Origin of the sequence: Microbacterium sp. K27, from assembly GCF_004794435.1 — a bacterium.
In the GTDB taxonomy this organism is placed as follows: Bacteria; Actinomycetota; Actinomycetes; order Actinomycetales; family Microbacteriaceae; genus Microbacterium; species Microbacterium maritypicum_A.
In genome coordinates this window covers 38969-46574 of the sequence record NZ_SSDK01000020.1, presented here as the reverse complement: position 1 = coordinate 46574, position 7606 = coordinate 38969, and the positions used below count along the sequence as shown (strand labels likewise).

Annotated in this window: 8 protein-coding genes and 1 pseudogene; 6 read left to right on the top strand and 3 right to left on the bottom strand. The window is 70.2% G+C overall.

Annotated elements, in window-relative coordinates; all coding sequences use genetic code 11:
- A pseudogene (locus DW307_RS00750) lies at positions 1-995 on the bottom strand (hypothetical protein); the annotation flags it as partial.
- Between the two features lie 163 nt (positions 996-1158).
- Here DW307_RS00750 and DW307_RS00745 point away from each other — a divergent pair.
- The 3 genes from DW307_RS00745 to DW307_RS00735 are packed head-to-tail and all read left to right on the top strand — an operon-like array spanning position 1159 to position 4105.
- Positions 1159-2265 carry a heme/hemin ABC transporter substrate-binding protein gene (locus tag DW307_RS00745; protein WP_136023663.1) on the top strand — a complete coding sequence of 369 codons (1107 nt, stop codon included), beginning with the start codon at positions 1159-1161 and terminating at the stop codon, positions 2263-2265.
- Entirely contained in the window at positions 2262-3335 is a 1074-nt protein-coding gene (locus DW307_RS00740; protein ID WP_136023662.1) for a FecCD family ABC transporter permease, read from the top strand. The genes DW307_RS00745 and DW307_RS00740 overlap by 4 nt, the downstream gene beginning before the upstream one ends.
- Positions 3332-4105, top strand: coding sequence for a heme ABC transporter ATP-binding protein (locus DW307_RS00735; protein WP_029266908.1), 774 nt, complete (start codon positions 3332-3334; stop codon positions 4103-4105). Before DW307_RS00740 ends, DW307_RS00735 begins: the two co-directional genes overlap by 4 nt.
- A gap of 11 nt (positions 4106-4116) precedes the next feature.
- Here the strand turns inward: DW307_RS00735 and DW307_RS00730 are convergent, their stop codons facing one another.
- Positions 4117-4566 (bottom strand): MarR family winged helix-turn-helix transcriptional regulator, encoded by a 450-nt coding sequence (locus tag DW307_RS00730; RefSeq protein WP_029266907.1) that lies wholly within the window; start codon positions 4564-4566, stop codon positions 4117-4119.
- A 63-nt stretch (positions 4567-4629) separates the two neighbouring features.
- Here DW307_RS00730 and DW307_RS00725 point away from each other — a divergent pair, with 63 nt between their 5' ends.
- Positions 4630-4998 carry a VOC family protein gene (locus DW307_RS00725; protein ID WP_136023661.1) on the top strand — a complete coding sequence of 123 codons (369 nt, stop codon included), beginning with the start codon at positions 4630-4632 and terminating at the stop codon, positions 4996-4998.
- A 68-nt stretch (positions 4999-5066) separates the two neighbouring features.
- Here the strand turns inward: DW307_RS00725 and DW307_RS00720 are convergent, their stop codons facing one another.
- The gene (locus DW307_RS00720; RefSeq protein WP_136023660.1) at positions 5067-5435 is read right to left on the bottom strand and encodes a sterol carrier family protein; all 369 of its coding nucleotides are present in this window, start codon (positions 5433-5435) and stop codon (positions 5067-5069) included.
- Positions 5436-5484: 49 nt separating this feature from the next.
- Between DW307_RS00720 and DW307_RS00715 the strand changes: the two genes are divergently transcribed.
- Both DW307_RS00715 and purD read left to right on the top strand, forming a co-directional pair.
- Positions 5485-6159, top strand: a complete 675-nt coding sequence (locus DW307_RS00715; RefSeq protein ID WP_081859751.1) for an NUDIX hydrolase — start codon at positions 5485-5487, stop codon at positions 6157-6159.
- A gap of 43 nt (positions 6160-6202) precedes the next feature.
- Positions 6203-7480 (top strand): phosphoribosylamine--glycine ligase, encoded by a 1278-nt coding sequence (gene purD, locus DW307_RS00710; protein ID WP_021199212.1) that lies wholly within the window; start codon positions 6203-6205, stop codon positions 7478-7480.
- Positions 7481-7606: the final 126 nt, after the last annotated feature.

The window sequence follows — 7606 nt, the reverse complement described above, 5'->3', positions numbered from 1 at the left end:
GCCGCGGCATCCTTCAGGGTCAGCGTCGCCTGGAACGTGCCGTCGGCCGCGATGTCGACCCACTGCGCGCGGATCGCGCTCTGGTACTGCGCGGGAACCTGGTTCAGCACGCCTTCGGCCAGAGCCCAGGCCTGCGCTCCGGAGGATCGCGTCGCCGAAGCGGCGCCGGTGGACGGCTGCCATGCCGAGGCGAAGTTGCCGAACACGACGTAGGTCCCCTGCGGGAGGTTCTTGGGGATCGGCACACCACGGCCCTCGGTCCCGAGGTTCGCGGCCGGGTCGTAGCCGGATCCCTTCACCACGACCTTGTCGCCGGCCTTGAGCGCCACACCGGCGGCCGGAGTCGTGCCGTCGGCGAGGAACACCTCGATCGTCGCCGACTTCGGGGTCTCGCCCGGGTCCGTACCAGGATCGGTCCCCGGGTCCGTGCCAGGATCGGTCCCCGGGTCCGTACCGGGGTCGGTCCCCGGATCCGTACCGGGGTCGGTCCCCGGATCCGTACCGGGGTCGGTCCCCGGATCCGTGGGGGCGGCACCGAACACCGCGTCCCACTGCCCGGCCGAGATGCCGACGTCGCCGCGGCCGTAGATCGTGGTCTCGTTCGGGTTCGAGTGCTTCTGCCAGACGAGAACCTCATAGGTCTTCGTGCGGTCCAGCGAGCCGGCCGGTGCGTCGAGCGTGAACGTGCTCGCCCCTCCGGCGACGGTCGGCATCACGAAGGCGGCGTACCCGCCACCACCGGAGAGGCCCGCCTCCGTCCCCTTCACGATGAGCGCCGCGTATGCGCCCTCGACTTCGGGGAGACCGCTCGCCTGCACCTGCACGCTCACTCCGGAGGTGCCTGCGGAGGCGACCGTGGCAGTGACCGTCGCGCCGGCGGCGTGCGCGGGTGGCACGATCACGGCGCCGGCGGCGATGAGAAGGAAGGAGACGAAGGCGGCGAGCAGCACGCGTATGCGTGCGCTCCCCGGGGATGCTGTGGCTGTGGCGTTCACGGTTCTCCACGGCTCCGGGCGCGCAGAAGCACACGCGCGCCGGCGGTGCCGCAATGCAGTCGGGCGAAGGTTGGGTTTTGGTTAGGCTTAGCTAAGTAAGCCGCCGAACCCGAGCGTAGAGGGGGGAATCAGCGCGCGTCAAGTTTTAGGATAGCCTTGCCTAATGCGTCGCGCTTCTGCCCTTCTCCTCGTCGCCGCGTTGGCCGTCGGACTCACGGCCTGCGCCGAGCCGGGAGGCACGGCCGCACCGGCCGCCGTCGCCGACGATGACTGCCCCCAGGCATCCGTCCCGCTCGCCGCACTCGATCTGATCGACGACGTCCGCGCGCACACCGGCCCATCCACTGCCTGCCTCTCGACCCATGCGATCGAGCCCGTCGACGACGACAGCGCTCCGACGCTGCCTGTGACGGTGATCGACAGCGAAGGCCACGAGATCGAGATCACCGATATCGACCGGATCCTCCCGATCGACATCTCGGGCACGATCGCGTCGACCGTGTTCGCGCTCGGGCTCGGCGATCAGGTCGTCGGTCGCGACGCCTCCACCGTCTTCGCCGGCACCGAAGACCTTCCCGTCGTGACCAAGACCGGCCACACGCTCAACGCCGAGGCGATCCTCAAGCTGGCCCCGACCGTCGTCCTCACCGACACCACGATCGGCCCGAAGGAGGTGCGTCAGCAGTTGCGCGACGCGGGCATCGCCGTCGTCGTGATCTCCAGCGACCGTCGGCTCGACACCACCGACGCACTCGTGACCGAGATCGCCACCGCGCTCGGCGTGCCTCGCCGCGGGGAAGCGCTCATCGATCGACTGGACGCCTCGGTCGACGAGACGCTCGCGGAGATCGCCGAGATCGTTCCCGCCGACGAAGCCGATCGCGCCCGGATGCTGTTCCTCTACGTCCGCGGCAGCGCGAACGTCTACTACATCTTCGGAGAGGACTCCGGAGCCGACTCGCTGATCGACGCGGTGGGCGGGGTCGATGTGGCGGCCGAGATCGGGTGGGAGGGCATGAAGCCGATGACCGCCGAGGCCCTCGTCGCCGCGCAGCCCGACGTGCTGGTGATGATGACCGACGGGCTCGAATCCGTGGGCGGCATCGACGGGCTGATCGAGCGGATCCCCGCCGTGGCGCAGACCCCCGCCGGTGCGAACCGTCGCGTGATCGACATGGCCGACAGCGAGATCCTGAGCTTCGGTCCGCGCACCGCCGACGTGATCGGCGCTCTGGCCCGCGCCCTGTACGCCCCCGAGCCCGCGAAGTGACCGGGGAGGTCGTCACCCCGACTCCGACGAGGCACCGGGGTCTGCGCTTCACCCTGGTGACGGTGGGCCTGGGGATCGCGCTCGCGATCACGTGCATCGTGTCGATCACGAGCGGGCAGTACGACCTCTCCCCCGCCTCCCTCATCGGCGTGCTCCTGCGCGGCGTCGGGGTCGACACCGCGTGGGCTCCGTCGGCATCCACCGACTACGGCGTGATCTTCACCCTGCGCATGCCCCGCATCGTGCTCGGCCTCCTCGTCGGCGCCGCCCTCGCGGTCTCGGGTGTGCTCATGCAGGCGATCTTCGGCAACCCGCTCGCGGACGCGGGCGTGGTCGGCGTCTCCTCGGGCGCGGCGCTCGGCGCAGCGGCCAGCATCACGTTCGGGCTCGCGACCTTCGGCATGTGGACCACGCCCGCGTTCGCATTCCTCGGGGGCCTGGTCGCGGTGTTCTCGGTGTACTTCATCAGTCGCTCCGGAGGTCGCACCGAGGTCGTGACCCTCCTGCTCACCGGTATCGCCATCAATGCGATCGCCGGTGCCGGCATGGCCTTCTTCACTTTCCTCGGCACCACATCCACCCGCGAGCAGATCGTGTTCTGGCAGCTCGGGTCGCTGAACGGCGCGCTGTGGTCGAACATCCAGCTCGTCGCGCCGCTCGTGCTGATCGGCGTGGTGGTCGCGCTGATCGTCGCACCGAGCCTGGACCTCTTCGCCCTCGGCGAGCGCACCGCGCGACACCTCGGCGTCAATGTCGAGCTGCTGCGGATCGTGGTGATCGTGACGGTCGCGCTGCTGGTGTGCGCGGCGGTCGCCTTCGCCGGGATCATCGGATTCGCCGGTCTCGTCGTGCCACATCTGATGCGGATGATGATCGGCCCCGCCCACGTGCCGCTCGTGATCGCCTCGGCACTCGGCGGCGCACTGCTCATCGCGGTCGCCGACCTCGTGGCCCGCACGGCCGTGCCGCTCGCCGACCTGCCGATCGGCATGATCACCTCGCTCGTGGGCGGCCCGTTCTTCCTGTGGTTGCTCGTGCGCACCCGTCGTCGCTCGGGAGGGTGGGCATGACCGTCAGGCTCCGCGGGTCGGGACTCACCGTGCGCGTCGGCGAAGGGCGGACGATCCTCGACGACGCGTCCATCGCGATCCGCTCCGGAGAGGTCCACGCTCTCGTCGGGCCGAACGGGGCGGGCAAATCCACCCTGTTCGGAGTGCTCGCCGGAGATGTCACAGCACAGGCCGGCGCGGTCGAGCTCGACGGCCAGCCGATCGAGCGCGTCAAGCCGCGCACGCTCGCCCAGCAGCGGGCTGTGCTCCTGCAGGAGAACACCGTCACGTTTCCGTTCAGTGCAGAGCAGGTCGTGCGGATGGGAAGGACTCCCTGGGCCCGCACACCGGCGGCCGACGACGACGATGAACGGGTGTCCGCAGCGATGGCGCAGACCGAGGTCACGGCACTCCGGGCCCGTGCGGTGCCGTCGCTGTCCGGCGGCGAGCGCGCCAGGGTCGCCCTCGCCCGCGTGCTCGCCCAGAGCACCGGCCTCCTGCTGCTCGACGAACCGACCGCGGCTCTCGACCTGAAGCACCACGAAGACGTCATGCGGCTGATCCGCGGACGCGCGGATGCCGGGATCGCGGTCGCCATCGTGCTGCACGACCTCAATGCCGCCCTCGCGCATGCCGACCGCGTCACGCTGCTCGCCGAGGGCAGGGTCGCGGCGACGGGCACTCCGGCCGAGGTGCTGACCGCCGAGCGGATCGAGCAGGTCTACGGCCAGGCGGTCGACGTGTTCCCGCATCCGGTGACCGGGGTTCCGTTGGTGGTCGCTCGGCGCTGATCCGCTCGGGGCTAGGACTCCTCCCGCAGCGAGCGGATCATGCTCCGGAGGATCTTCAGCGCACCCGCCTGCTCGTCCTCGGTCATGCCGGAGAGCATCCGGACCTCGACCGAGCGGACGGCGGCAGTCGCCGTCGCGAGACTCTCACGACCGCGGTCGGTGAGGCGGGCGGGGAGAGCCTTGCCGACCGGGGCCTCCGCCGGCCTGGTCACGAACCCGTCCCGCTCCAGCGCCTGCAGCAGCACGTTCATCGACTGTCGCGTGACGAATGCGCCGCGCGCGAGCTCGGAGTTCGACAGCCCGGGTCGTTGCGCCAGCAGTTCGAGGCAGGAGTAGTGGGTGATGGTCATCCCGAGCGGGCGCAGCACCTCTTCCATCGCGGCACGCAGGGCGCTGGACGCTTCTTTCAGCAGGTAGCCCAGTGAGGTGTCGAGGTCGATCCCGTCGTGGTCTTGACTCATGTCAGTATTCTGACATACGCTGACCCGTGTCAGAAAACTGACACAAATGGAAGGACTTGCCTCATGCCCGTCACCGGCCCCGACTTCATCTCCCTTCAGGCACGCGACCTCGACGCCTCGCAGACGTTCTACGAGCAGTACCTCGGCCTCGTCCGCTCCCCGGCAGGACCGCCTCACGCCGTCGTCTTCGAGACGGCTCCGATCGCGTTCGCCCTCCGGGACATCGCCCCGGGCACCGACCTGACCGGTGTCGCCCAGCCCGGCATCGGCACCGCGATCTGGCTTCACGCCACTGATGTCCAGTCCATCCACGATGCACTCCTCGCCGATGGCCACACCATCGTCGCGGACCCGATCGATGGACCCTTCGGGCGCACCTTCACCTTCGCCGACCCGGACGGATACCGGATCACCCTCCACGACCGCGCCTGACACGCCATCCAGCGGGGCGGACGCCAAGCCCGGAGCCTCATCCCCTCGCGAGGTCCGGTGGGGCTGCGCTAGGGACGCACCGGCAGCACGTCGCTCAAGTTGGCGCGCGTGCCCGAAGCGTGGATGCGTCCGCCGTCTGCGGCATCCGCCCATCGCTCCGTGCCGGTGGACACGGCGATCCAGGTCGCCGCATCCATCTCCACCACGTTCGGCGGCGTGCCACGGGTGTGTCGAGGACCCTGGATGACCTGCACCGCACCGAAGGGAGGCACTCGCACTTCCACGCTGTTGCCCGGCGCCTTCTCGTCGAGCAGCTGCAGCAGATAGCGCACGGCGGTGGCGAGATCGATGCGCTGCGGCTTCACGCCCGAGGCATCCGCGGAGCGGACGGCATCGAGAGCCGCGCGTCCGTCGACGATGTCGATCTTCCTGGCCATCTCTCCAGACTACGACCGACCGCGCGCGACGAGTCCTATGCTCGGACGCATGAGCATGCATCCCCAGGGCGCCCGCGCCGAGCTGCTCGCGGCAGTCGCCGACCATTCGTGGGGCGTGCGGATCCCGCCACTCGCCGACCCGCAGAGCGCGCACGACGCGGCTGTGCTCATCCTGTTCGGCGTGCTCGATCGCATCCCCGCCCCCACGACCGACGCGGCCGTCGCCCGTGACCTCGACGTGCTGCTGCAGCGACGCGCGCCCACCCTCTCGTCCCACCCCGGTCAAGTCTCATTCCCCGGTGGACGCGTGGAGCCGGACGATGCCGACGTCGTCGCCACGGCGCTGCGCGAAGCCGAGGAGGAGACCGGGCTCGATCCGGCGGGAGTCGAGATCCTGGCCACGCTGCCGGAGATCCCGCTCGCCGCGAGCAACCATCTCGTCACGCCCGTCCTGGCATGGTGGCAGTCGCCGTCGCGGGTCGTGGCGGTCGATCACGCCGAGACGGTCGAGGTGTTCCGGGTTCCCGTCGCGCAACTGCTCGCCCCCGAGACCCGGTTCACCTCGACGATCACCCGCATGGGGCACACGTTCCGGGGCCCGGCGTTCGACGTCGACGGCACGATCGTCTGGGGCTTCACCGCGATGGTGCTCGATGCGCTCTTCGACGCGGCCGGCTGGACCGTGACCTGGGATGCTGCCGTCGAACGGACCGTCGACCTCTGAGCCCCACCGAAACCCGGAGCGCGACCCTCGGTAGTCTGGACGGGTGAAGATTCTCGTCCTCGGTTCCGGTGCCCGTGAGCACGCGATCATCCTCGCCCTGCGGGCTGAGCAGACGGAGCACGAGATCTTCGTGGCTCCCGGCAACGCCGGCATGGCACAGGATGCGAGCCCCGTCTCGCTCGATCCGCTCGACGGCGGCGCGGTCACCGCGTTCGCGCATGAGCACGCGATCGACCTCGTCGTGGTGGGCCCCGAAGCTCCGCTCGTCGCCGGAGTCGCGGATGCCCTGCGCGTCCGCGGCATCCCGGTGTTCGGACCGGGCAAGGCCGCAGCGCAGCTGGAGGGCTCGAAGTCGTTCGCGAAGCGGGTCATGGATGCCGCCGGCGTGCCCACCGGCCGTGCCGTGCGCGCCGCCACCACGGCAGAGGTCGAGAACGCGTTCGACGATCTCGGCGCTCCTTACGTCGTGAAGGCCGACGGTCTGGCTGCGGGCAAGGGCGTCATCGTCACGTCCGACCGCGCCGAGGCGCTCGCGCACGCCGAGCAGTATCTTCCCGCCGGCCCGGTGCTGATCGAGGAGTTCCTGTCCGGTCCCGAGGTCTCCCTGTTCTTCCTGAGCGACGGCGACACCGTGCGTGCGCTCAGCCCCGCCCAGGACTTCAAGCGCGCACTCGACGGCGACGCCGGCCCCAACACCGGTGGCATGGGTGCCTACTCGCCGCTGCCCTGGCTCACCGAGCAGTTCGGCAGCGAGCAGGCTTTCGTCGACGAGGTCACGCGCGACGTGGCACTTCCCGTGGTGCGCCAGCTCGACGCAGAGGGCACGCCGTTCATCGGACTCCTCTACGCGGGCCTGATCCTCACTCCCGCCGGCGTGCGCGTGATCGAGTTCAACGCGCGCTTCGGAGATCCGGAGACGCAGATCGTGCTGCCGCGACTGGTCACCCCACTGTCGGACCTGCTGTTCGCCGCGGCCTCGGGAACCCTCGAGGACCAGCCGGATCCCGTGTTCAGCGACGATGTCGCCATCACGGTCGTGCTGGCCAGCGAGGGATACCCCGAGGCACCGCAGACCGGCCGCCCGATCGAGGGCCTCGCGGAAGCCGCGGCCGTCGAGGGCGTCCGCATCGTGCACGCCGCGACCGCGAGCCCGGATGCTCCCGGCGGATCGCTCATCGCGACGGGAGGCCGTGTACTGAACGTGGTGGCGGTGGCTTCCGACTTCCGCACCGCGCGCGACCGCGCGTACGAGGCGATCGCCCGCATTCATCTCGACGGCTCCCACTACCGCACCGACATCGCCGCTCGCGTCGCCGAGTAGCCCTCCGCCCCCGCCCCTGCCCCGCCGTCCCGTCCCGCCCCGCCCCCTCCGTGTGCCCCCTCCGCCGAGCGCACGGGGTCTCGACGAGTGCACGGCTTCCCGACGTGGATACCCCGTTCGCTCGGC

What these genes read in the sequence shown, in the direction of transcription:
- DW307_RS00745 (WP_136023663.1), top strand. Translation starts at nt 1,159, where the DNA reads ATGCGTCGCGCTTCTGCCCTTCTCCTCGTCGCCGCGTTGGCCGTCGGA.
- DW307_RS00735 (WP_029266908.1), top strand. Translation starts at nt 3,332, where the DNA reads ATGACCGTCAGGCTCCGCGGGTCGGGACTCACCGTGCGCGTCGGCGAA.
- DW307_RS00730 (WP_029266907.1), bottom strand. Translation starts at nt 4,566, where the DNA reads ATGAGTCAAGACCACGACGGGATCGACCTCGACACCTCACTGGGCTAC.
- DW307_RS00725 (WP_136023661.1), top strand. Translation starts at nt 4,630, where the DNA reads ATGCCCGTCACCGGCCCCGACTTCATCTCCCTTCAGGCACGCGACCTC.
- DW307_RS00720 (WP_136023660.1), bottom strand. Translation starts at nt 5,435, where the DNA reads ATGGCCAGGAAGATCGACATCGTCGACGGACGCGCGGCTCTCGATGCC.
- DW307_RS00715 (WP_081859751.1), top strand. Translation starts at nt 5,485, where the DNA reads ATGAGCATGCATCCCCAGGGCGCCCGCGCCGAGCTGCTCGCGGCAGTC.